The following is a 23,603-nucleotide window of genomic DNA, read 5'->3' on the forward strand; positions in this document are numbered from 1 at the left end:
CATCTCTCACGGTCCGATTACTCGGACCCGCAAGGACATGAACAAGCCGCCCACGTTTCTCTTTCTCGATGATTCACTTGTCAAAGAGCGCGAGGCCAGCCCCCGAAGGGGCCACCTCCACCGAAGACGCGCCGACAGCCCGGTTGCCCGGCCCACACAGCCCACCCTCGGCGATGAAGTCCGCGGCGCGGGATCGACCCCGCCGCTCGCGGTCCGCGGCGTCTAGAGCCGGCGAACCGTCCTGTCAACCGCCCCACGCAAGCGCCACGGCGCCGGAAACGGCCAACACCCCGGAACAGGAAGGACAGCGATCGCCCGATCCAGTCACCCGGATCAGCTCCGCTCCACCGACAATCCCGAAGACCAGAGAAACCCCCGCCCCACCACGTGGTGGACCGCGGCGCCCCGCCGGCGAAAGCGGGTATATGGGGCTCAAGCCCGGGCGTCAATCGGAAAATCGCGGAAGGCGCGATCGCGCCCGCCACGGAGCCTCGGAACGCATCCGGCGGCCCTTCCGCAGCGGCAGTACCCTCGTATCGCGATGAGGCTCCCTCCCCCGCCTTGCGACCGGCACGCGTCGGCCTGACGGATGCCGTCGGTCAGCTCGTGAGTCGCCGGAGCTCCCCCCGAGCGATCCCGATGAGCGTCCGGACCGCGAGGGCCGCGATCGTCACGGTGGCGAAGGCAAGCAGCCCCAGGGCCAGGGCGTCGATCGCGGGTGCGCCCGCTTGCCCGGCATAGCGCAGGGCAGCGCCGGCCATGGCCGCCAGGGGAAAGCTCACGGCCCACCACGACACGCGGAACGGGCAGCAGCGCGGCAGGTCGCGCAGGCGACCGACGAGCACGGCGAGGACGAACAGACCGATGAGGAACAGCGCCTCCGCGAAGGCATCGATCCGGCCGAGCGTCGCGGTGTAGCTGGAGAAACCGACGGCGAAGGGCGCGACCAAGATCATCAGCGTCGGCCGCTGGCCCGCGGGCAGCGGCTCCTCGAAGACCAGGCGGGCGAAGACCAGGGTGAAGAGCGGAACCGCGAAGAAGAGGCCGACGCTCAGCGCGAACATCGCCAGGGTCTGCGTGTGGGGCAGGCCGAGCACGGGCGCGGCGAGCGGGATGTCGAGGAGGCCGACCACCGGCACCATCCAGGCGGGCGTCGCGTGGGCGAGTTGCTGGCGGCTTCCCATCCAGCGGCTGACGATGAGGACGGCGAACACAACCATGCCCGCCGCGCCGGTGACCCAGGCCGCCACGGCGAGCGTCGGACTGACGCCGCCGAGGACGAAGGGCAGCAGCAGCAGGCTGATGAGGACGGTTCCGAACAGGTTGCCGGCGATCGGATGGCGGAACTCGGCCAGCACCGTCGGCCAAGCGGTGACCGCCTTCGCACCGTAGGCCAGCGCCAGGACAAGGAAGGTGAGGAGCGCGCCCCAGCCGATCGCGTCGGCGACGAGGGTGGGCAGGCCGTAGCGCGCGCTGGCGAGACGCCACGCGACGCTCAGGCCGGTGAGCCCCATCACAGCGCCGAACAGGGCGACCGGCAGGTATTCGAAGCGCGGCGCGAGGCCGGCACGAACCGGCCTCGCCTCCCCCGGAGAAGCCGCGACCGTCGTCATCATCCCGCTCCTCCGCCCGATCCCTCCACCTCAGACACCGGACAGATGCGTCTTGGCAAGCGGGAGGCTGCGCACGCGCCGGCCGGTCAGGGCCGCGACCGCGTTGACCACCGCGGGCGGCACGCCGGGCAGGCCGGGCTCGCCGATGCCGCCCATCGGTGCGCCGCTCTCGACGATGGCGACGTGGACCCGCGGCATCCGCTCGCGGTCGAGGATCGGGTAGGCGTCGAAATTCTTCGCCTGCCGCTGCCCGTTCTCGTAGACCACCTGCTCCAGCAGCGTCGCGGAGAGGCCGAGGGCCGCCGCGCTCTCGACCTGCCGCTTGACGATGGCCGGGTTGACCACGCTGCCCGGATCGATGGCGATCCAGAGATCGTGCACCCGCGCCTCGCCGTCCTTCAGCGAGACCTCGGCGATGGTCGCGGTCTCCGAACCGAAGGGCGAGGCCATCGAGACGCCGCGCGCCCGGCGGCTTCCGTCCTCCGCCGCGAACGGACCGCGGCGCCAGCCGCCGGCGAGATCCGCGACCGCCCGGAGCAGCGTCCGGTGGCGCGGGCTGTCTTTCAGCAGCGCGAGGCGCAGATCGAACGGGTCCCGGCCGCCGGCCGCCGCGATCTCGTCGAGGAAGCTCTCGTAGAAGTAGTCGTTCATCGAGTGGCCGACCGAGCGCCAGAAGGCGATCGTCACGGGATGGGGCACCTTCACGTAGTCGAGGCGCCGGTTCGGAATGGCGTAGGGCTTCTTGTCGAGGCCCTCGACCACGGAGGAATCGACCGGCGACTTGAAAAGCGCGCCGAACCAGCGGCCGATCGGGCCCTCGCCGACGGCACTCGTCTGCAGCGCCGTCGGCAGACCGTCGGCGCCGAGGGCGGCCCTGAAGCGGGCGAAGCTCAGGGGGCGCACGGCGTCCATGCCGAACTCCTCCTCCCGCGACCACAGCACCCGCACGGGGCGGCCGGTCGCCTTCGCGAGCAGGATCGCCTGCGGGAACGGGTTGGCCGGGCCGTAGTAGAAATGGCGCCCGAAGAAGCCGCCCAGCATCGGCGAGTGGATGCGCACCTGCTCCGGACTCAGCCCCGCGGTCTTCGCGGCGATCTGCTGGAACAGCTCCGGCATCTGGTTCGGCAGCCAGAGATCGAGGCTGCCATCCGCCGTGAAGCGCGCGACGGCCGAGGGCGGTTCGAGCTGGGCATGCGCGAGATAGGGCGCGTCGTACTCCGCCTCGATGACCCGCGCGGCGCCCGCGAAGGCGGCGGCCGGGTCGCCCTCCTGCTCTGCAGGAATGCCGGGCTCGGTCGAGCCCTTCAGCGCCGCCAGCATCGCCGCCGAGGAAAAGCTTTGGGAGACCGTGGCGATCCCGTCGGCCGCGGCCTCGGTCCAGGTCACCTGCAGCGCCTCCGCGCCTTTCCACGCGCGCCACCAGGAATCGGCCACCACCGCCACCGCGCCGGGCAGGCGGTGGATCGAGTGGACGCCCGGCATCGCCCGCACCTCCGCCTCGTTGGCGATGGCCCGCGGCTCGGTGCCGAGATGCGGCGCGTGCTGCACGGCCGCGTGCAGCATGCCCTCGACGCGGATGTCGATGGCGTAGGTCGCCCGGCCGGTCGCCTTGTCGCGCATGTCGAGCCGGGCCACCGGCCGGCCGATCCAGCGGAAGGTCTTGGCGTCTTTCAGCGCGACATCGTCCCGCGGCTGGAGCGCGAGGGCGGCTTCGGCGAGTTCGCCGTAGCCGAGGGTCCGGCCGGAGGCGGCGTGGATCACGCGTCCGTCCGCGGTCGTCAGGCTGTCCTGCGGCACGGCGAGCCTGGCGGCGGCGGCGCGCAGCAGCATCTCGCGGGCGGTGGCGCCGAGCCGGCGCATCGCCTCGAAGCTCGACCGGGTCGAGAAGCTGCCGCCGGTCATGCGCAGGCCGTTGACGACGGCGTAATCGGGGCCGGGCGGCGCGCATTCCACCGCGAACCGGGCCGGATCGAGGTCGAGTTCCTCGCCGATGGTCTGGGCGAGCCCGGTATTGATGCCCTGGCCGCCCTCCACGAACGGGCTGAGCAGGCGCACGGAGCTGTCCGGCCGGATCTCGAGGAAGGCGGCGACCCGGGTGCCGGGCTTCGGCGCGACCGCCGCCGGCCCTTCCGCGCGGGTCTGCGCGGCGGCCCCGCCCGGGAGGTCGATGCCGAGCAGGAGCGCGCCGGTGGCGATGCCGAGAAAACCGCGGCGCGAAAGGTTTCGGACCGGCTCGGGGCCGGGCCGGGCACCGATGCCGAGGCGACGCAGCGGCGTGAGATCGTTCATCCTCGCCTCCCTCAGGCCGCGGCCTGCCGCACGGCGGCGGCGATGGCGTTGTAGGTGCCGCAGCGGCACAGGTTGGTCATCGCGGCGGCGATCTCGTCCTCGGAGGGTTTCGGGGTCTCCTTGAGCAGGCCGGTCGCGGCCATGACCTGGCCGGACTGGCAGTAGCCGCATTGCGGCACCTCGATCCCGATCCAGGCCGCCACGACCCGGGCGCCGACCGAATCCGCCTCGATCGCCTCGATGGTGGTGACGCCCTGCGCGCCGACGCTCTCCACCGGCATCTGGCAGGAGCGGACCGCCTGCCCGTCGAGCAGCACCGTGCAGGCACCGCACTGGCCGATGCCGCAGCCGTATTTCGTGCCGGTCAGGCCGAGCGCGTCGCGCAGCACGAAGAGGAGCGGCGTGTCCGGCTCGGCGTCGACACTGTGCTGCCGACCGTTGATCGTGAGATTCACCATCGATCGATGCCTCCGAGGCTTCGTCTGAGCGAATGCATGGTCATCGCTGGCCTGGCATGCGGCAACGCCATAAACGCGGCGATTTCGGACATGCCGGCGAAGGGGGCGTACCCCGCCTTTCTCCGTTGGGCGGCACGCGACCGGCGCCAGGAACGGCGGTCGCGTGCCGCCCTCGCTCAGGCCCAGCCGTCCAGCACGATCTTGCCCCTGGCCCGCCCGCTCTCGATCAGCGCGTGGGCGCGGCGGAGGTTGGCGGCCGAAATCGCCCCGAAATGGTCGGCCACCGTGGTCTTCAGGATGCCCGCATCGACGAGGCGCGCGACCTCGTCGAGCAGGCGGCCCTGCGCATCCATGTCGGCGGTGGCGAACATCGAGCGGGTGAACATGAACTCCCAATGCGTCGAGACGCTCTTCTGCTTGAACGGCAGCACGTCGAGGGACGCGGGATCGTCGATCAGCGCGAACCGGCCCTGCGGCGCGATCAGGGTGCCGATCTCCGGCAGGTGCCGGTCGGTATGGGTGGTCGAGAACACGAAGGCAGGGGCGCCGAGGCCGAGCGCCGCGACCTCCGCCGCGAGCGGGCGGGTGTGATCGATGACGTGGTGGGCGCCGAGCGTCCGGCTCCACGCCGCCGTCTCGGGCCGCGAGGCGGTGGCGATCACGGTCAGGTCGGTGAGCCGTCGGGCGAGCTGGACGGCGATGGAGCCGACGCCGCCGGCTCCGCCCACGATGAGGAGCGCGGGCGCCGCTCCGGGCACCGGCCGGCGGATGTCGAGCCGGTCGAACAAGGCCTCCCAGGCGGTGATCGCGGTGAGCGGCATCGCCGCGGCCTCGGGGAAGGACAGGGCGGCGGGCTTGCGGCCGACGATCCGCTCATCGACGCAATGCAGTTCGGCATTGGTGCCGGGTCGCCCCAGCGCGCCGGCGTAGAAGACCGCATCCCCGACCTTGAATCGGGTCACCTCCGGGCCGACGGCCTCGACGAGGCCGGCGGCGTCGTAGCCCAGGACCTGCGGCTGCCCCTCGGGCGGGTCGGCGCGTCTGCGGACCTTGGTGTCGACCGGATTGACCGAGACCGCCCGCACCCGGACCAGGAGGTCGCGCGGCCCCGGCGCCGGCTCGGGCAAGTCGAGGTCGAGGAGCGCCTGCTCGTCCTCGATGGGCAGGGGTTTGTGGAAGCCGACGGCACGCATGGGATGACTCCTTCTGGTCGGGACCCGCGTCAGATGCGGGCCTTCGTTCGGTTCGGGAGAGTGAGGCGGGCGGGCACCGCGCTGGCGGCGATGCCGAGGACGATCGCCAGGGCGCCGAGGATGAGGTCGGGTCCGGGCGCCTCGTGCAGCGTCGCCGCCGCGATCGCGAGTCCGGTGACCGGCACCGCGAGCATCAGCGTCGACATCCGGCTCGCCGGCACCCGCCGGCTCGCGGCGTTGACGGCACAGAAGCCGAAGGCGGTGGCGAGCGGCCCGACGAAGATCAGGCAGGCCCAGAACGTCGCCGTCCCATCGCCGGTGAACGGTCCCTCGACCGCGAGGGCGAGCGGCAGCAGCACGGCGGCGGCCAGCAGCATCTGCCAGGGCGCGAGTTCCACCGCGGAGGCCGCCGAGCGCCCGTAGCGCAGGTGCAGGATGCAGGCGGCCCAGGCGGCGGAGGCTGCGAGCAGCATCGCGTGGGCGCCGAGCACGGCCCCGTCCCGCCAATCGATGGCGTGCGGGCTGAACAGGGTCAGCACGCCCAGCGCCGCCAGCCCGATCCCGGCCCATTGCGTGCGCGAGATCCGCTCGCCGAAGACCAGCACCGCCACCGGCACGACCCAGATCGGCGTGGTGTAGCTCAGGATCGCCGAGCGCCCGGCCGGCAGATGCGTCATCGCCACGGCGCCGAGCGCGGTGAACAGCATCATCTGCAGCAGGCCGATGGAGGCGATGACGGGCAGGTCCGCGCCTCGGGGCCGCCGGATCGCACCGCGGGCGGCCTGCCACGCGAACAGGCAGGCGGCGCCGGTGGCGAAGCGCAGGGCCGAGAACCAGAGCGGCGAGACGTGGCCGAGGCCGAGCTTCATCACCGGCCAGTTCGCACCCCAGAGCAGGATCGCGCCGCCGAGCAGGAGCGCCGGCGGCGAGCCTACCGCGGCACCGCGACGCCGAAGCACGGGCGGAGCCGGCAGGGCATGGCAGGCGGGCGGCGACGCGACGGCGGTCGAGGCGGGCATGGCTGGCCTCATCGAAGGGGGAACGGAGCCGGGCTCGAAGCCGGTCCGGCCGGTCATCACGACCGGCGAAAGCAAGGATGCGCCGCCTAGATGAAGTTGGGAAACGCATAGTTCTGATCGGTGCGATCAGATTTTCTGCTTGCTGGCAGGCCGCCGAGCCGTGACAACACGCTGTCGGCCGCGCTCTTCTGGGCGTCCGCGGCGCGCAAGCGAAGAGGCGAATGGCCATGCGCCACCCCGATCTCGAACTCGACCTGCTCCGCGCCTTCGTGGCCGTAGCCGAGACCGGCAGCTTCACCGCCGCCGCCGACGTCGTGCATCGCTCGCAATCGGCGGTGAGCCAGAAGGTCCTGCGGCTGGAGGAGATCCTGGGGCGGCGGGTCTTCGACCGTACCAGCCGCAGCCTCGGCCTGACCCCGGACGGCGAGCGCCTGCTCGTCGCTGCGCGGCAGATGCTGGAGTTCAACGACAAGCTGATGCGCGAGTGGCGCGAGCCGCCGGCCAGCGGCACTCTGCGGCTCGGTGTGTCCGAGGATTTCATCCCCGGCCAGTTGCCGAAGCTGCTCGCGCGCTTCGGCCGGTTCTATCCCGGGGTGCATATCGACCTGATGACCGGGCTGAGCTGCACCCTGCTGGAGGCCTACGACGCCGATCGCCTCGACGCGGTGATCGCCAAGCGCAGCGGCGTCCATCCGCGCGGCCGGGTGATCTGGCGCGAGCCGCTCGTGTGGCTCGCCTCCGCCGATTACGAATTGGATTTCACCAGGCCCGCCCGGCTGGTGATGCTCGCCCCGCCCTGCAGCTACCGCGAGATGATGATCGCGGCGCTCGACTCGGTTCGGCGGGAGTGGAACGCGGCCTGCACCGCGAGCAGCCTCACCGGAGTGCAGGCGGCGGTGGCCGGGGGCCTCGGCGTGACGCTGCTCGGCCGCTCGTTCCTGCAGGAGGGCATGCAGATCCTGCGCGCGCCCGAAATCTGGCCGGCTCTGCCGATGACCGAAGTCATGGTCCTCGGCGAGGAGCGGGCCGCGGACCTCGTGCAGCCGCTCATTACCTTCCTCGGCGAAAGCCTCGCTGGCCGCGACGGGCTGGACTTCGCCGCGTGATGTCCCGGGCTGCCAAAGGGCGAGCCCTTTGGCGGGGTGCCGGGGCAGAGCCCCGGCATTCTTCCAGGGTCTCGCCCTGGACCCACGAAAGGACGCGTCCTTTCGAAACCTATGCGTTCGCCGCGCGGTAGCGCGCGGCCGGGACGGCGCTCGACAGGTGCGGCAGCATCGTCTGGCGCGCCGCCTCCCAGGCGTCCCACTCGGCGCCGTCCTGCAACGAGGGGATCGTGGCGAACTCGCCCCGGTCGAGGCCGGCGAGCGCAGCATCCACCAGATCCTCGGCCGACATCACCCAGTCCTGCGGCAGGTTGCTCGCCGGAAGGCCGGCCACGTCCCAGAACTCGGTGCCGGTCGCGCCCGGTAACACCACCTGCACGGTGACGCCGGTGCCGGCGAGTTCCTTGCGCAGGGAGTGGCTGAAGCCGAGGACGAAGGATTTCGAGCCGCCATAGACCCCGTTCAGCACCTCCGGTCCGATCGCGACGATCGAGGCGATGTTGATGATCGTGCCCCGCCCGCGGGCGGTGAAGGCCGGCACCGCGGCGTAGGTCAGGCGCATCGGCGCGGTAACGTTGATGGCGATCATCCGCTCCATCTCGTCCACCGGGGCGGAAGCGAGCGGCGCGGCGCTGCCGAAGCCGGCATTGTTGACGAGATGCGTGATGGACGCGTCGCTCTTGAGGATCTCCTCGACCGCGGCGAGACCCGCGCGCTCGGTCAGGTCGGCCTCGACGGTGCGGACCGCGACGCCGTGGCGGCGGGACAGGTCGTCGGCCACCGCGTCGAGTCGCGCCCGGTTGCGGGCGACGAGGATCAGGTCGTGGCCGCGGCGAGCGAAACGGTCGGCGTAGACGGCGCCGATGCCGGAGGAGGCGCCGGTGATCAGCACGGTGCCGGAGGTCGAGGTCATGGTCGTCGTCCTGTCCTGGGGCCGGCCCCGGCATCTGCCGAGCCTGTGCGGCCGTTGGCGATGTCAGGACCCTATCCCTGGACGGGCGTGTCTTAAATGACGTATAAACGTCAAATCAGGACATGAACGTGGAGCGTCCGATGCGGCAGGTCGGATTCATTCTGGAGGACGGCTTTCAGGTGATGGGGTTGGCCGCCCTGTCGGCCTTCGAGTTCGCCAACGTGCATCTCGGCCGCGAAGCCTACCGCCTGGTCGTGATGTCGGAGCGGGGCGGCACCGTCCGCTCCTCCCTCGGAATCGGCATCGAGACCGTGGCGCTGACAGAGACGCCCGACACGCTGATGGTCGTCGGCGAGTTGCTGCCCCGCCCGCTCACGCCGCGCCTGCGCGACTACATCGCCGGGGCCGGGCGGACCGCGCGCCGGGTCGCGGGCCTCTGCACCGGCGCCTTCGCCCTGGCCGAGGCCGGGCTCCTCGACGGCCGGGTGGCGACGACGCACTGGGCCCATGCCCGCGACCTGCAGCAGCGCTATCCCCACATCCGCGTCGATGACGACCGCATCTTCGTCTCAGACGGCCCGATCTGGACCTCGGCCGGGATGAGCGCGGCGATCGACCTGACGCTGGCGCTGATCGAGGACGATCACGGCACGGAGCTGTCGCGCGCCATCGCCCGCAAGCTCGTGGTCTATCACCGCCGCCCCGGCGGCCAGTCGCAGTTCTCGGCCTTGCTCGAACTGGAGCCGCGCTCGGACCGGGTCCGCCGCGCGCTGCTCTACGCCAAGGAGCACCTGCGCAATCCGCTGACCGTGGAGGAACTGGCGGAGGCCGCCCGTGTCAGCCCGCGCCAGTTCAGCCGGCTCTTCCGTGAGGAGACCGGGCAATCCCCGGCAAAGGCGGTCGAGCGGCTGCGGCTCGAGGCGGCGAAGGCCTTGCTCGAAGAGGGGCGCCATTCCATGGACGTGGTCGCCCGCGACACGGGCTTCGCCGACCGCGACCGGATGCGCCGCGCCTTCCTGCGCGCCTTCGGCCATCCGCCGCAGAGCCTGCGCCGCAGCCTGCGCCTGATCGAGGGCTCCGAACCCTCGGCCGCGTGATCCGGGGCGGCGCCGATTTCCGGACCGGCGATTTTTTTTGGCAATTTTTTGAGGCCGGCTTCGCGAAAACCGGTCTGTCGCTCCCATGCCCCCGTCGAGGGCGGATGGACACCGCCCGATCAGGGAGAAGCGACATGAACAAGGTGATGATCCTCGCGCTCGTCGGTGCCGGCCTCCTCGGCGCCGCGCCCTCCGCCTTCGCCCAGGACGGCGCCGCGCCGACCGGCAACCAGGAGTTCATCGGCGTCGATCTCGACAACGGCGGCGTCTACTACAACGGGCGCAATTCCGGACGGTACTGCCTCTACCGCACCGTCGAGGTGTTCAACCGCTACACCGGCTACGTCGAGGCCCGCCGGGTGCGCCGCTGCGGCCGCGGCCTCTACCTGCCGTAGGGAGGCGACGCGATGCTGACCGCCCTCTCGCCGCTCCACCTCGCCGCCCTCGGCCTCATCCTCACGCTCTTCGCCGGGGGCTGAGCCTCGCCCGCCCCCCCGCCGGACAGGCGGCACGGCACCGATGCGCCCTCGTCGAGCGACATTGTTTCCCAGCCTTCGAGCGGCTACCCCTGGGCGGCGTCCGAGCGCGGACGCGCCCCGCTCCAAGGATGACAGCCTCGGTCCGCGAACCGAGAGGAGGACGAACCGCATGCCGAGACGGGCCCCGGTCATCGCCGCGCGCAGAGCCTTTCGAACAGCCGCTCTCCTCCTGGCAGCCTGCCTCGCCCTCGCCGCGCCGGCCGGAGCCGCGCCCGAGGCGACGCCGTTCTCCGACAACGCCGACTCGGTCGCGGTGGTGATCGGCAACCGCAGCTACAAGCAGACGGTCCCGGTCGATTACGCCCACAACGACGCGGAGGCGATCCGCGCCTACCTGATCGAGCGCCTCGGCTACCGCGACAGCAACGTCTTCATCCTGAAGGACGCGACCCTCAACGAGTTCAACCAAGTCTTCGGCACCGAGCGCAACCCGCAATCGGGCCGGCTCTGGCGCAACGCCCGCGAGGGCCGCTCGAACGTCTTCGTCTACTATTCCGGCCACGGCGTGCCGGATCTGACGACGAAGCAGCCCTTCCTGCTGCCGGAGGACGGCAACCCGAACCAGGGCGAGAGCGGCTATTCCCTGGAGACCCTCTACCGCAACCTCGACCTCGTGAAGCGCAAGATCGGGCCCGAGCGCCAGCTCGTGGTGATGGTCGATGCCTGCTTCACCGGCGAGACGGGGCGCAAGGGCGAGAGCCTGCTCGCCGTCTCGGCGCCCGGCTTCGCCCCGGCCCGGCCGAAGGCGGAGACCGGAATCACGCGCCTCGTCGCCACCTCGGGCGCGACGCCCGCGAACTGGGACGAGGCGAACAAGCTCGGCCTCCTCACCAGCCGCTTCCTGATGGGCGTCTCGGGCCTCGCCGATGCGAAGGACGGACCCGGCAACGGCGACGGGCTGATCCAGTGGCCGGAGTTGAAGGGCTATCTGCGCCGCGAGGTCGAGGAGGCGGCGCGGCGCGCCTCGGGCCGCGAGCAGGTGCCGGAGATCGACGACGCGCCGATCGTGGTGAAGGCCTCGCTCCCCGTCGCGGCGGTGGCCGGCGGCGTCGCGGCGATCCGCGACGAGGCGGTGTGGCGCCGGGCGGAGACCCTCGGCACCCGCGAGGCGTTCGAGGCCTATGTCGGCACCTGCGGCGAGGCTTGCAGCTACCGCTCGCAGGCGATGGACCGGCTGCTCGCCGGCCGCAAGCGCGACGCGGCGGCGATCGACCAGGAGAACTGGGCGAAGTTCGGGGCACAGCGGCAGTACCAGGCCTATCTCGATTCCTGCGGCGAGGTCTGCGCCTATCGCGGCCTCGCGGAGGGCTATCTCGGCGGCTCGAATCCGAGCGGCGATCCGCGGGTGATGCGCTGCGACGAGCTCGCCGCCGGCACCGACGACCCCGACCGGCCGAACGGCGTGCCGGGGGTGAAGCTCGGGCGGATCGAGGCCTCCGCCGCCATCGAGGCCTGCCGCGGGGCGTCGGCCGCCTATCCGCAGCTGCGCCGCCTCTCCTACCAGCTCGGCCGCGCCTACGACCGGGCCGACCGCTACAAGGAGGCGTTCGCGGCCTACGACCGGGCGGCCAAGGCCGGCAGCGTCTCGGCGATGAACAACCTCGCCACGCTCTACGAGAACGGCCAGGGCGTGAAGCGCGCGCAGGCCGAGGCGTTCCGCCTCTACCGGCAGGCGGGCGAGGCCGGCAACGTGGTGGCGCTCGCCAACGCCGCGCGGATGCTCGAATACGGCAACGGCATCCCGAAGGACGAGGCCGGCGCGGTGGCGCTCTACAAGCGCGCGGTCGCGGGCGGCGACGTCGCCTCGATCTCGAAGCTGGTGCCGCACTACGCCACCGGCGCCTACGGCTTCCCGAGGGACCTGCGCCAGGGCTTCGACCTGTTCCGGCAGGCGGCCGACAAGGGCGATCCGGTCGCCATGGCGACGATGGCGACGCTGATCGACAACGGCTTCGGCCGCTACTTCCCCGGAGTGCGCGCCTCCGACATGGTGCTGCGGGCGCTGAAGCGGGGCGAGCTCGGCGCGGCCTCGGTCTCGGCCACCGACACGGCGGCACAGAAGCTGAAGCCCGAGACGATCCGCACCGTGCAGCGCGCGGTCAAGGAGGCGGATTACTATTCGGGCGCCCTCGACGGCCGCTTCAACCCGGTCTTCGTCCGCGCCCTCGACCAGTACGCCCGGGCGAACGAGGCGGAATGAGCGGAGGGGTGACTCAGCGCGCCGCATCCCCTCCCCCCCACGGATCTCGGGCCTGTCCGAGATCCGCAAGCGTCTGCCCAAGTCGGGCAGGCCCGCCTTGGGTGGGGGAGGGCGGCCCTCGCGTCGGCGAGGGTCGGGAGCGGGGAACGACGGTGCAGAATGGGTCTCGGCCCTCCATGCCGGCCTCGCCTCCTTCGTGCGCGTGGTTCCCCTCTCCCCCCCTGCTTCGCAGGGTACCCTCCCCCGCGGAGGGGGGAGGGAAAGCGGCCGCGGTCCTGCTCTTCTCAATCCTGATCGCCGGCTCCCCCGCCCGCGCCGACCCGACCACCGCCACGCTCAGTCCCTTCCTCGACGCGGTGGCGGCCTGCGCCGGGCGGCCGGACCTGACGCTCGCCGTGATCGGCGTCGAGCCGGGCCAGACCGCGCTCTCGCGGGAGCAGGCGGAGGAGGTGCGCCTCGCCATCGAGAGCCGGCTTCAGGCCACCGGCCGCGTGCGGCTCGCACCCGCCGCCGACGTGGTGCGGATCAAGGGCCTGCGCGAGGGCACGACCGGACTGTCCGGAGCGGAGGCCGAGGCGCAGATCCGCGCGGCCTTCTCGGGCGATGCCAGCGTCTTCCTGGTGGAGCCGCGCCGGGCCGGCGAGACCGCGGCCCTGCGGCTCCAGGCGATCACCCGCAGCGCCGCCTGCAAGGCGACGAGCGAGCCGGTGATCGTGCCGATCCGCGTCGGGGCGGGCGTCGCCGACATCGATGCGGTGATGGAGGGCGCGGTGAAGGCCTTCGCGGGGGCCGCGCCGAACGCGACCACCGTCGAGGTCTGCCCGTTCGTGGCGGAGGGCGGCCACTCGACCTGCGCCGGGGTGCTCACCGATCGCCTCGTCATCGCCCTCGACGCCGAGGCGCGCTCGGCCAACCGCATCCTGAAGGGCGCGCGCCTCGACGTGCGTCGCCGCCCGCCCGGCACCGCCTGCGCCGGCCCGATCACCGCGCGCGGGCGCTTCCTCACCGACCAAAGCAGGCAATCCTTCATGGAGCTGGAGTTCCAGCGCGACGGCGCGGTGCTGGCCCCGACCGGGCGGCGGCGCATCGGGATCGAGGGGCTCGGCTGCGATCCGACCCCGCGGCCCTTCCTCGACCATCTGGCGGCCACCGCCCGAACGGATGCCGGGCGCCTCACCGTCGCGGCCACCGCCACGCCGTTCTCGGCCGGGCAGCGCCTGGAGATGCGCATCGAGGCCCGCGCCCGGCAGACCCTCTATTGCTGGGTGGTCGCCCCCGACGAGACCGCCTTCGTCGCCCTGCCGGTGCGCGGCAACGCCGCCTCGGCGGCCCCGCTCAAGCCCGGCGACACCCGCCGGTACCCGCGCGGCTACGGTCTCGACGAGATCGTGGCGGGCGAGCCCTTCGAGAACCTGTTCGCCTGTTTCGGCGTCGAGGGCGGCCTGCCGCCGGAACTCGCGGAGCGCTGGCTCGCGGCCGCACCGGGCGCCGACGGCGAGGCGAAACTGCTCCAGCCGCCCGACGTGCTCGACCTTCTGGACAAGATCCGCGCCACGCCCGGCGTGACCGAGGCCACCGCGCGGATCGTGGTGCGATGAGGCGGCTTCGGGCGGGGCGAGGGCCGGCATGACCTGTGCGGCGAAGGCAGAGCGGCGAACGGAAGCGGGGGTACCGCATCGCTGGTCTCGAAGAGCCCGAGCCCGCCTGTCGAGGCGATGCCTCGGGCCGGCGATGGCCTGCCTGCTGACCGTCGCGGCCTGCTCGCCGGCCCCGAGCTGCGACCTCGAAGCCCTTCGGCACTACCCGATGACCAAGGCGCTCGAGAACAGGGCGGTGCCGCTTCGTATGCCCGACCTGTTCTTCAAGTCCGATGGGTCCCGGGACTTCGACCGCTTCTCCCTGGATGCGGCCGGCGCGGCCGAGATGCGGGCCGCCCTCGCGCGGGGACTGGCGACCTTCAAGCCGGCAGAACGGCCCGTGCTGGTGCTGGCCGCGCTCGACCACTGGACGAGCGGCGCGACCGGCCTGAAGGGCTTCTTCGTCCTCTCCAACAGCGTCTTCCTCGAAGACGCCCTCCAGGCGCTCGATGCCGAGGGCCTGGCCGCGCACGCGGCGCTGCTGCGCGAGGGGGCCGCCCTGTTCGGCCCGGATTTCGGCGGCACCCAGGCCCGGCGCTACGCCCGCTGGAGCGACGGCTCCGGCGAGATCCGCGACCCGGCGCTCGACGCCGCCCTCGACCGCCTGTCGGAACGCTTCCGCGCGCTCCCGCGCCTCCTCGACGAGGCGGCGGCGCGGATCGCCCGCTCGCCGGACCTCGCGGCGCTCTACGAGCCGCTGCGATCCGGCGCGGACGACGACGACCGCCTCGCCTATCTCACCGGCGGACTTTGGGCCTGCCTGGACCACTACGACGCGCCCGCGGCCGTCGCGGGCCGCCTCGCCGCCCTGCCGCCGGCGCATGCGCGGATCATCGTCGTGCGGATCTTCGAGGCGGAGATGCTGAACGGCTCGGTGCACCAGGCCTTCTTCAATTCCTCGGGCGTGCTCGCGCCCGACGTCGCCGCCGCCCTGCGGGCGATGAACCTGCCCAAGCACGCCGCCGCGGTGGAGCGCGGGATCGCGATGTTCCCCGCGCCCTATCCCCGGGACACCGCGGCGCGCCGGGCCTTCATGGGATCGCAGAACGACGCCTTCGACACCCGGCTCGGAGATCTGACGGCGGAGGTGGATGACGGGGCGATGCACGAGGCGATGATCGCCACCGCCCGCGCGGCCGACATCCTGCCGAAGTGACGGCGGCACGCGGGTGCCGCCCTCGTGAATCCGCTCGCGTCTGACCAGATCGGGCTCTGGCCGGTCCATGGGCCGGGTGTGCCGGGCGCTCGTTCGGCACCGGAGGGTGACGGATGGGCGGGCTCGGGCTAACCATACGGCGGATCGAGGAATCGCAAGGGGTTGCGCAAGGGAATGCGTGGGGCCCCGGCACCGGGAGGCGCATGACCGGCGGATACGACGAGCGTTGCGCGGCCGATCTGGCCGCCGTCTGCGACGGCCGCGACCTCTCCCGCGCGGACCGCGCCTGGCTCGCCCGGGTCGTCACCGGCGCCGTGCGCCCGAACCGCGACAAGCCGCTCTGGGACCTCGCCCACGCGCTGGCCGCCCTGGCCAAGGCGACGAAGGCCCGGAACGGGCGCGACCTCGTCACCCTGGCGCTCGATCCCGGCCTCGCCACCGCCGGAGCCGTCGAGCTGCGCTTCGTCGACAGTGGCGCCGCCGACGCCCGCGGCCCGGTGCTCGGAGAGGATTGGCGCACGAGCTGGGCCGGCCTCGCGCGGCTGCTGGCGCTCGCCGAGTTCGTGCTGACGGCGGAGGATCTGGCGCAGTTCGCCGCCGTCACGGGCTGGCTCGACGATCTCGCCGCCGCGCCCGATGCGGAGGGCGCCGCCTTTCTGTCCAAGCGGCTCGCCCGCCACCTCTCCGCCTACCGCAACGACCACCTGCCGCTGGCGCCGCTGGAGCGCCGCTTCCGCGCGATCCTCGGCTTCCTGGCCGGGCGCAGAGCCTTCACCGACGACGACATCCTCGCCTTCTGGCGCAGCGAGATGGAGGCGGGCGAGCGGCCGGGCTTCCGCACGGTCGCCGAGCATTTCGTGACCTTCGAGGCCGGCGCGCATCTCGTCGGCGGCCTGGAGGGACTGTCCGCCCCCGTCTCGCTCGACGCGCATGCCGGCTGGGAGGAGCGGATCGACGCGGCGCTCGGCGATCTCGCCGCCTCCGAACCGGCCGAGACCCTGGCCGCCCTCCTCGCCGACTGGCCGGAGGGTCCGAAGATCCTCACCGGCGCCGAGCGCGAGGATCTGGCCGACTTCCTGCGCCTGGAGCCGTTCCACCGCACCCGCCCGCTGACGACCCTGCGGGCCGCGAGCTTCGGGCAGGTCCAATCGGGCATCGCCAACCGTCTCCGCCGGGGCGGCGGCGGGGCCGAGGTCACCGAGCGGGCGACCTGCGCCGAAGCCGAGAGCTACGCGGCCCTGCACGAGCGGGCCGTCGCGCTGGCGGCCCATCTCGCCCGGATGCTGCGGATCGCGGCGGCCCTGCGCATCGCCGAGCGCGACGGGCTCACCCCGGAGGCGCAGGCCGCCCTGGAGGCGGCGGAGGCGGATCTGCGCCGGGTGCGCCGGGCCGGCTTCGAGGACCGCGCGGCGCTGGCCGCGGGCTTTGCCGCCGCCGAGACCGCGCTGCTGCGCCTCGCCGACGAGGCGGAGAGGCTGGAACGGGCGCTCGCGGCACTGGCCCGGCAGCGCCCGCTCGACGCGGCCTTCGCGGCGGACCGCTCCGTCTTCGCGGCCGCCTTCGCGGCGGCCTATGCCGGGGAGGCGGCGGCGTGAGCGACGAGGCCCGACTGCTCGCCGAAATCCACGCCGCCCGCGCCCTGATGCGGGCGCAGGCCCCCGCCCTCCGGCCGAGCCACGCCGCCCTCTGGGCGCACGCCAACCGGGAACCGGGCGCCCCGGTCGATCTCGCTGTGGTCCGCGCGATCCGCTCCGATCCCGAGGCCGCCCGGCGCTACCGCACGCTGCTCGGCGCCCAGGCCCTCGCCCACGCGCCCCTCGCCGCGGCGGCCTCGGACGGGGCGCTGGCGCGCCGCCGGGTCGGCGCGTTCGAGCTGGAGATCCTGGAAGGCACGCCCCCGCTCCTGATCCTGCGCGGGCCGGAGACGCGGATGCCGCGGCTGATCGAGGCGTGGCTCGGCGACGAGGCGGTGCGGCTCGATCTCGGCACGCCGGTCGACGGCGCGATCCTGCTCGCCCTCGATCCGGCCGTGCCGGAGGCGGACCGGCTCGGCCGGATGCTCCGCGACCCGGCCTGCGCGGTGTTCCTGCTGTGAGGGGACGGGCCGTGCCCCGATGGATCGCGTCGCGCACGGGCCCGGCATGACCGGACTCTCGATCCTCGTCGTGATCCCGACCACGCGGGGGCCGCTCCGCCTGCGCTCGCTGATCCCCCGCCCCGGCCTGCCGGCGCCTGCCGCCTTCGCCGACGGTGATTACCGCCCCTTGCCCTGGTCAGCCGACTACGCCCGGCTCTGCGCAGCGGGCGGTCCCGTCGCCCGGCTCGGCGACGCGGGAGGACCGCACGAGCTGCGCCTGTCGGGCTCGTTCGATGCCGGCCGATCCTGGGAGGTGCCGGTCTGCCTCGCCCACGGCCTCGCCGCGCGCGGTTTCCGCTTCGCCGCGGAGCCGGAACAGGCCGACCTGATCCTGTGGGCGACCGGGGCGGTCGATCTCGATCTCACCGTACTGCCCGGCGACTACGCGCTCCTCGACAAGATCGAGCGCTCCCGCGCCCTGCTCGCCGAGGCGCCGGACGCATCCCTCGCCGTTCTGCTTCCCGAGGGGCCGGAGCGGGCGCCGGCGGAGGCGGCCTTCCGCGCCCTCGGGCGAGCCGAGGCGCCGCTCTTCCTGCCGGGCGGGACCGTCCAGGCGGCCGTGGACGCGCTGGCCCAACCGAAACGGATCGCTCCGCCGGCCCCGCCGCGCCCCGCGCGCCGCCTCGCCTTGCCGGCCGGCATCGCCGCGGCTGTTCTGGCCGCGCTCGTCGGGGTCCTCGCCCTCGCGCCGCGACAGGCGCCCGTCGTCGAATCGGAAAGGGACCCGGCGGCCGGCACCGCATCGGCCGAACCCGCGCGCATCGCCGAGGCCGCCCCGCCCGCCCCGGAGAAACCCGCCCCGGAGAAACTTGCAGCGGAGGAGAAACGGGCCGCGATCCGCGTCGAGGAATTGCGGGCGCCGCCCGGCTCCTCCTGCCGCCGCGTGGCCTTCGGCGCCGACTCGCCGGAACGCCGCCCAGTCGCGGCGGAGAGCGGCGACCGCCTCGCCTCGACCCGTCTCGCACCCGATCTGTGCGGGCTCGCCTTCGGGGCGGCGCCGGGCCTGCGGGTCGAGGTCGGCCCGGAACTGCGCGCCGCCGCCTTGCCCCCGGTCCGGCTCGCGGACGGGGCGCAGGGCTTCTTCCTGCGCGAGGGCGGGCGGCAAAACCTCGTCTACGCGGTCCAGGCCCTGCCGGAGGCCAAAGCCTTTCCGGAAACGGGCGCGGCGCCGCCGGGCGACCGCCTCGTCCACGCCCTGACGCGCTGATGGGCGTACAGTCCGCAGCGTGAGACTTTTGACCCAGCCGTGTGGGCCGGGCATACGACCCAGACGGAGAGGAGGGAGAGGATGACCCCGATTCGCCGGAGACGCCGGCCCGCCCCGGCCGCCGCCTGCCTGCTGCTCGCCCTCTGTGGGGCCGATCCCGCGCGGGCGCAGAGCGTCGGCTTCGATCCCGCCGATTACGGCCGGGCGCAGCTGCCCCTGCGCCAGACGACCGGCGACGCGGCGGCCTATGTCGATCAGAACAAGGGCGCGTTCGAGCCGATCGGCGAACTCGACCCCAAGGACGGGCTCGCCGCCCTAGCCCGGCCGATCGGCCGCGTCGACATCGTCCTGAAGAACGGCCGCACCGGCCAGCAGGTCGGCGCCTCCTGCACCGGGGCGCTGCTGCCCGGCGACTACGTGCTGACCAATCACCACTGCCTGCCGCAGGCGGGCGACCTCGCCCCGGTCAAGGCGTCGATCCTGATGGATTACCTGACGCTCGACGGCAAAGGCTCGCGCCGCTTCGAGATCGACCCGAAGCCGGTCGAATTCGACGCCCGCCTCGACTACGCACTGGCCCGCGTTGCCGGGAACCCGACCGCGGCCTACGGCAGCGTCCGCCTCTCGGGCGAGCCCGTGGCGGGCAACCGCTCGATGCTCGTGATCCACCATCCCCTCGGGCGCCCGAAGGTGATGAGCCGCTTCCGCTGCTTCGCGATGAAGGACCAGGCCGAGGGGCCGGATCTGCGCCACCGCTGCGACACGCTCGGCGGCTCCTCCGGCTCGCTGATGTTCGACGCCTCCGTCGCCGGCATCGCCCTGCACAAGGAGGGCGGCCTCGATCCGAAGGACCCGTCGAGCTTCAACAAGGCCACGCGGCTCTCGGCGATCCTCGGCCGCAGCCGCATCCTCGCCGAGATCGCCGCCAGCCAGGGCCGCCCGGTCGCCGCGGCCGCGACGGCCGGGGATGCGCCGGCCGGAGGTGCGCCGGCCAAGTCCGGCACCAAGCCCGCCGCCGGCCCGCCCGCGGACGGGCCGCTCGATCCTGCGAGCATGAACGCGATCCTGCGCGGGCGCTGACGGAGGCCGCGAGATTGCGACATGATGGCACTTCATTAGGATGATAGCATCGTCATCGTTCGAGCGGAGTGCAGCCGCTGGCCTCGATCACCATCCGCAACGTGCCCGACGAGGTGCATCGCGCCCTGCGCATCCGCGCCGCGCAGCACGGACGCAGCACCGAGGCCGAGATCCGCGCCATCCTGGAGCAGGCGGCCAAGCCGGCCGGTCGGATGAAGCTCGGCCCCCTCCTGTCCTCCATCGCCCGCGAGGCCGGCGGTCTGACCGAGGCGGAAGCGGACGCCTTCGACCGGCTTCGCGACCGGCAACCGGCCGAACCGATCCGGTTCGAGTGATCGTCCTCGATACCACCGTCCTGTCCGAGCTGTTGCGGGCTTCGCCCGACTCCTCCGTGCTGGCCTGGGTCGACGCGCAGGCGATCGAGACCCTCTACCTCACCGCCGTCACCGTCGCCGAACTCCGCTTCGGCACGGCCATGATGCCGCCGGGCAGGCGGCGGGAGATCTTCCGGGACCGGCTGGAGCGCGAGGTGCTTCCCGCCTTCACCGGCCGCGTTCTGCCGTTCGACCTCGACGCCTCGCGCCACTACGCCGACTTCATGGCGCGCGCCCGCGCCGCCGGGAAGGCTATCGGTATGGCGGACGGCACCATCGCCGCCGCCGCCGCGGTCCGGGGCTTCGCGGTCGCCACGCGCGATACGGGCCCGTTCGAGGCCGCCGGGGTCGGCGTCGTCAATCCGTGGCGAGCCGCGGGGTAAGCGGGGCACCGGAGATCGGTATCGCGAACGATTTTTTTCATGGGCAGGCGGCGAAAGCCGCACTGCGAGGTCCAGGGATGAGGGGAAGGGGCCGCGGCAAGGCCCGTGAGACGGAGACGGAGGCCATGGGGGCAATCGAGCAGGCAGCCGAGCGCATTGCGCGCCGCACGGGGGGAACGGCCTCGGCATGGCGCCCGCGTGTCGGCGTGATGCTGGCGGCGGGCGTCCTCCTCGCCCTCGCACCGGCCCGTGCCAACCCGCTCACCGAAGTGCCGGGCGCGCGGCCGCCCGCCGCCGAGGCGGAGGCGCCGCCGGCCCGCGACGAGGCCGCCGAGCGGGACGAGGCCGGCGCGGTGAACCCGTCCGCCAACGCGATCATCCGTTCCCTCGCCCCCTTCGCCGACGGCAATCCGGGCCGCCCCGCCGCGCCGGTCGCGGTCTCCCCCGCCGACGGCGGCCCGAGTCTGCGGGTCGATCCCGCCCGCTCGGTCGATCTCACCGTGTTCTTCGCCTACGACAGCGCCCGCCTGACGCCGGAGGCGCGCATCCAGCTCGAGCCGCTGGGGCAGGCGCTGCAGGCCCGCGAGCTGTCCGGCCACGGCTTCCTGATTGCCGGGCACACCGATGCCGCGGGCGGTCTCGGCTACAACCGCCGCCTGTCGCTCGCCCGCGCCCGGGCGGTGAAGGCGCATCTCGTCGAGACCTACGGCATCGATCCGCGCCGCCTGCGCATCCACGGCTGGGGGCCGGTCCGCCCCAAGGACCCGTCCCAGCCCTTCGCGCGGATCAACCGGCGGGTCGAAGTCAGCCTGATCGCGCCCGCGCGGAGCGGCGCCCTGCGCTTCATCCTGCCCGCCTCCGAGCAGACCTGCGGGAACGACGCGCTCGGCGATCCCCGCCGCCAGGTCCCGCTCGACCTCGACGATTTCGGCGTGGCCCCGACGCCGCTGCCCTGCTCCGAGTGAACTCCGCGACACAAACGCCGGCACACGAACCGACAGACAGGATGATCCCGATGCTGCGCACCCGAACGCTCGCCACGCTCGCCCTGATCGGCGGCTCCCTCCTCGGCCTTGCCGCGCCGGTTCAAGCGCAGACCCGGCCCAATATCGTGGTGATGGGCGAGGACGCCGACGAGGATTCCGTGCCCCGCGGCAACCGCATCTTCCAGCGGGTGATCACCGAACTCTCCGAGACGATGAACCTGCGCGGCTACAACGTCTACGACGAGACGGCGGTGGCGATGGGGATCACCCAGGCCAACCGGGTCCGCCGCCGCGACGCGGAGCTGATCGAGGTCGCCCGGGCGGTCCAGAACCCGCCGCTCGACGTGGTGGCGGTGTTCCAGGTCTACGCCTCGGCCTCGAAATCGGCCTATTCCGACATCGTGCGGCCGGAGGTGCGCATCCCCGGCCGGCTCCTCAACGTGCGCACCGGGCAGTCGCTCGGCGCCTTCGAGGTGGCGGGGCTGCAGCTTCCGCCCCTGCCCCAGGGCTGCGACCGGGAATGCCTGCTCGAACGGGTCGGCGCCGAGGCCAAAAGCATCGCCGCCGACGTGGCGAGCGCGCTCACGGCCAAGCTCGACGGCGTGATCGCGCCCCGCCGCGGCGCCGATGCCGGCGCGTCCCCGAACCCGCTTCCGAACGCCCTGCCCGGCGCCGAGCCTCCGCCCGCCGCGGTAGCCGGCGGCGAATCCTGCGGCGGCCTGCCCACGGCCTACGTCGTGCGCCTCAACGGCTTCTCGCCGCAGGAGGTGCAGGCGGCGGAGGAGTACATGGCCGCCTTCCGCTGCTACGAGCACCACCGCCCGGTGCGCTCAGGCGGCGCCAGCGCCGAGTACTGGTACGAGACCCGCTCCGACTCGGCGCGGCTCGGCCGCAACCTGCGCCTGATGCTGGAGCACATGAGCGCGCCGGGACAGGTGCAGTTCTCCGGCAACACCTTCGTCGTCAGCCGCGTCGCCACCCGCTGACCGGCCCCCGAACCCCACGACGACCGTCCGCACCAGCCTTCGGAGACCCCCGATGACCGATCGCAACCCGCTGCGCGGCCCGCTTGCCCGAGGTCTGGCTCGCCTCGCTTCCGGCCGGTGGGCTCTGCGCGGCCTGCTCGCCGGGCTGCTCGCCTCCGCCGCTCCGGCACTCGCGGCCGAGCCCGTCTTCCCGCGCGCCGGATCGCTCGGCCTCGCCCCGCCGGCCGGCATGAAGCCGGCCACGAGCTTCGCGGGCTTCGAGCACCGCTCCGGCGCCTCGATCGTGCTGGTGGAGATGCCGCCGGAGGCCTGGGATCAGATCAACGGGAAGTTCACCGCCGAGGCGATGGCGCCGTCCGGCTTCCGGGTGAAGGGCGGACCCGAGCCGCTGAGCACGGCGGGCGGCGAAGGGTTCGTCCTGCGCGGGACGCAGGGCGCCAACGGCCTCACCTACGCCAAGTGGGTCGCCGTGGTGCGCGGCGCCTCCGGAACCGGCCTCGTCACCGTGCAGGTGCCGGAGGCGGCGGCCAAGCAGGTGCCGGCCCCGACCGTCGAGGCGGCGCTCCGCACGATCGCGTTCCGGGCCAAGGCGAGCCTCGCCGATCAGGTCGCGGCGCTGCCCTACACCGTCGGCGACACCGCCGGGTTCCGCCCGACGGGGGTCTTCGCCGGCAACGGCCTGCTCCTGACCGAGGGGCCGAAGGACGTCGATCCCGAGCGCGAGCAGCCGGTGGTGATCGTCACGCCGTCGCTGGGGCAGGTGCCCGTGCCGGCGGGCGGGGAAGTCGCCTATGCCCGCCGGATCTTCGCCGCGCAGAAGGATCTGAAGGACGTCGCGATCACCGGCGAGGAGCGCAGCACCCGCGGCGACGCCGTCGTGGTGCGCCTGCGCGGCACCGGCACCGACACGAAGAACGGACGCGCGCTCGGGATGACCCAGACGACGGTGTTCGAGGAAGGCCGGTATCTGCGGGTAATCGGCTTCGCCGATGCCGGCCGGGCCGACGCGCTTGCCCGCGCCGAGCGCGTCGCCGCCTCGGTCGCGATGCGCTGACGCGTCGTGTGTCGCCCGCATCCCGGCCGTCAGTGTCGGCAGGCGCCCTCCCGCCACGCGCCGCCCGCATCGAGGCAGGCATCCTGCGCGAGGACGTCCCGCAGCCGCCAGCCGGCCGCGCTCGCCAGAACGGCGAGCATCAGCGCCACCACGATCCGCCGCCTGATTCCCGTTCGCAT

Annotated in this window: 22 protein-coding genes; 15 read left to right on the forward strand and 7 right to left on the reverse strand. The window is 73.1% G+C overall.

The annotated features are described in order from the left end of the window. Nucleotides 1-599 precede the first annotated feature (599 nt). From ABS772_RS02045 to ABS772_RS02065, 5 genes are all read right to left on the reverse strand, one after another. Nucleotides 600-1,613 carry an SLAC1 anion channel family protein gene (locus tag ABS772_RS02045; RefSeq protein WP_350391958.1) on the reverse strand — a complete coding sequence of 338 codons (1,014 nt, stop codon included), beginning with the start codon at nt 1,611-1,613 and terminating at the stop codon, nt 600-602. A 30-nt stretch (nt 1,614-1,643) separates the two neighbouring features. Next, complete coding sequence (locus ABS772_RS02050) at nt 1,644-3,902, reverse strand: xanthine dehydrogenase family protein molybdopterin-binding subunit (protein ID WP_350391877.1); 2,259 nt, start codon at nt 3,900-3,902, stop codon at nt 1,644-1,646. Nucleotides 3,903-3,913: 11 nt separating this feature from the next. Continuing rightward, nucleotides 3,914-4,360: a (2Fe-2S)-binding protein gene (locus ABS772_RS02055; protein ID WP_350391878.1), complete on the reverse strand. Its 447-nt coding sequence runs from the start codon at nt 4,358-4,360 to the stop codon at nt 3,914-3,916. 176 nt (nt 4,361-4,536) lie between these two features. After that, nucleotides 4,537-5,553 (reverse strand): zinc-binding alcohol dehydrogenase family protein, encoded by a 1,017-nt coding sequence (locus ABS772_RS02060; RefSeq protein ID WP_350391879.1) that lies wholly within the window; start codon nt 5,551-5,553, stop codon nt 4,537-4,539. Nucleotides 5,554-5,582: 29 nt separating this feature from the next. After that, nucleotides 5,583-6,572 (reverse strand): DMT family transporter, encoded by a 990-nt coding sequence (locus ABS772_RS02065; RefSeq protein ID WP_350391880.1) that lies wholly within the window; start codon nt 6,570-6,572, stop codon nt 5,583-5,585. A gap of 227 nt (nt 6,573-6,799) precedes the next feature. Here ABS772_RS02065 and ABS772_RS02070 point away from each other — a divergent pair, with 227 nt between their 5' ends. Next, nucleotides 6,800-7,678 carry a LysR substrate-binding domain-containing protein gene (locus tag ABS772_RS02070; RefSeq protein ID WP_350391959.1) on the forward strand — a complete coding sequence of 293 codons (879 nt, stop codon included), beginning with the start codon at nt 6,800-6,802 and terminating at the stop codon, nt 7,676-7,678. Between the two features lie 109 nt (nt 7,679-7,787). On the opposite strand, the gene ABS772_RS02075 is transcribed toward ABS772_RS02070, so the two are convergent. Further along, on the reverse strand, nt 7,788-8,588 hold the full coding sequence (locus tag ABS772_RS02075; RefSeq protein ID WP_350391881.1) for an SDR family NAD(P)-dependent oxidoreductase: 801 nt from the start codon (nt 8,586-8,588) through the stop codon (nt 7,788-7,790). Nucleotides 8,589-8,728: 140 nt separating this feature from the next. On the opposite strand from ABS772_RS02075, the gene ABS772_RS02080 reads away from it, so the two are divergent. From ABS772_RS02080 to ABS772_RS02145, 14 genes are all read left to right on the forward strand, one after another. Then, nucleotides 8,729-9,685, forward strand: coding sequence for a GlxA family transcriptional regulator (locus ABS772_RS02080; protein ID WP_350391882.1), 957 nt, complete (start codon nt 8,729-8,731; stop codon nt 9,683-9,685). Between the two features lie 134 nt (nt 9,686-9,819). Further along, nucleotides 9,820-10,080, forward strand: a complete 261-nt coding sequence (locus tag ABS772_RS02085) for a hypothetical protein (protein WP_350391883.1) — start codon at nt 9,820-9,822, stop codon at nt 10,078-10,080. A gap of 253 nt (nt 10,081-10,333) precedes the next feature. Next, complete coding sequence (locus ABS772_RS02090) at nt 10,334-12,424, forward strand: caspase family protein (protein ID WP_350391884.1); 2,091 nt, start codon at nt 10,334-10,336, stop codon at nt 12,422-12,424. 176 nt (nt 12,425-12,600) lie between these two features. Next, nucleotides 12,601-14,022, forward strand: coding sequence for a hypothetical protein (locus ABS772_RS02095; RefSeq protein ID WP_350391885.1), 1,422 nt, complete (start codon nt 12,601-12,603; stop codon nt 14,020-14,022). A 133-nt stretch (nt 14,023-14,155) separates the two neighbouring features. After that, nucleotides 14,156-15,217, forward strand: a complete 1,062-nt coding sequence (locus tag ABS772_RS02100; protein ID WP_350391886.1) for a DMP19 family protein — start codon at nt 14,156-14,158, stop codon at nt 15,215-15,217. A gap of 203 nt (nt 15,218-15,420) precedes the next feature. Then, entirely contained in the window at nt 15,421-16,812 is a 1,392-nt protein-coding gene (locus tag ABS772_RS02105; RefSeq protein WP_350391888.1) for a hypothetical protein, read from the forward strand. Beyond that, complete coding sequence (locus tag ABS772_RS02110) at nt 16,809-17,312, forward strand: hypothetical protein (protein WP_350391889.1); 504 nt, start codon at nt 16,809-16,811, stop codon at nt 17,310-17,312. Before ABS772_RS02105 ends, ABS772_RS02110 begins: the two co-directional genes overlap by 4 nt. A gap of 46 nt (nt 17,313-17,358) precedes the next feature. Then, nucleotides 17,359-18,561, forward strand: coding sequence for a hypothetical protein (locus ABS772_RS02115; protein ID WP_350391890.1), 1,203 nt, complete (start codon nt 17,359-17,361; stop codon nt 18,559-18,561). 81 nt (nt 18,562-18,642) lie between these two features. Next, nucleotides 18,643-19,641, forward strand: a complete 999-nt coding sequence (locus tag ABS772_RS02120) for a trypsin-like serine peptidase (RefSeq protein WP_350391891.1) — start codon at nt 18,643-18,645, stop codon at nt 19,639-19,641. Nucleotides 19,642-19,718: 77 nt separating this feature from the next. Continuing rightward, nucleotides 19,719-19,976 (forward strand): FitA-like ribbon-helix-helix domain-containing protein, encoded by a 258-nt coding sequence (locus ABS772_RS02125; protein WP_350391960.1) that lies wholly within the window; start codon nt 19,719-19,721, stop codon nt 19,974-19,976. After that, nucleotides 19,973-20,398: a type II toxin-antitoxin system VapC family toxin gene (locus ABS772_RS02130; protein ID WP_350391892.1), complete on the forward strand. Its 426-nt coding sequence runs from the start codon at nt 19,973-19,975 to the stop codon at nt 20,396-20,398. Before ABS772_RS02125 ends, ABS772_RS02130 begins: the two co-directional genes overlap by 4 nt. A gap of 125 nt (nt 20,399-20,523) precedes the next feature. Beyond that, complete coding sequence (locus ABS772_RS02135) at nt 20,524-21,363, forward strand: OmpA family protein (protein ID WP_350391893.1); 840 nt, start codon at nt 20,524-20,526, stop codon at nt 21,361-21,363. Nucleotides 21,364-21,413: 50 nt separating this feature from the next. Further along, nucleotides 21,414-22,370 carry a hypothetical protein gene (locus tag ABS772_RS02140; RefSeq protein WP_238256175.1) on the forward strand — a complete coding sequence of 319 codons (957 nt, stop codon included), beginning with the start codon at nt 21,414-21,416 and terminating at the stop codon, nt 22,368-22,370. Between the two features lie 52 nt (nt 22,371-22,422). After that, the gene (locus ABS772_RS02145) at nt 22,423-23,424 is read left to right on the forward strand and encodes a hypothetical protein (RefSeq protein ID WP_350391894.1); all 1,002 of its coding nucleotides are present in this window, start codon (nt 22,423-22,425) and stop codon (nt 23,422-23,424) included. A 29-nt stretch (nt 23,425-23,453) separates the two neighbouring features. Here ABS772_RS02145 and ABS772_RS02150 read toward each other — a convergent pair whose 3' ends face one another. Then, entirely contained in the window at nt 23,454-23,603 is a 150-nt protein-coding gene (locus ABS772_RS02150; RefSeq protein WP_350391895.1) for a hypothetical protein, read from the reverse strand.

Origin of the sequence: Methylorubrum podarium (genome assembly GCF_040270385.1) — a bacterium.
GTDB lineage: Bacteria > Pseudomonadota > Alphaproteobacteria > Rhizobiales > Beijerinckiaceae > Methylobacterium > Methylobacterium podarium.